At 72.2% G+C, this 248-nt stretch carries 1 protein-coding gene; it reads left to right on the top strand.

Going from position 1 to position 248, the window contains the following annotated elements; genetic code table 11:
- Positions 1-18 precede the first annotated feature (18 nt).
- The coding region (locus GFD25_RS11970; protein ID WP_338024665.1) for a head fiber protein at positions 19-248 on the top strand (230 nt) is incomplete at its 3' end.

Genomic DNA, 248 nt, shown 5'->3' on the forward strand with positions numbered 1-248 from the left:
CACCATTTGACCAGCGGCGTGACGAACGACGCCCGCCAGGCGGTCATCGAAACCCAGTTCCTCGACGCGGACGGCAATCCGGTCGACCTGGGCGGCGCTCCGGCCGCGGGCAGCATCACGAACGCGATGCTCGCCGGCGGCATCACGAAGGACAAGCTCGCCGCGGGCGTCATCCCGGCCGCGTACACGCTGCCCGCCGCCACGACCACGGCGTTGGGCGGCGTGAAGAAGGGCGGGGCCGTCGGCAC

Origin of the sequence: Bifidobacterium aerophilum, from assembly GCF_010667685.1 — a bacterium.
Lineage (GTDB): Bacteria > Actinomycetota > Actinomycetes > Actinomycetales > Bifidobacteriaceae > Bifidobacterium > Bifidobacterium aerophilum.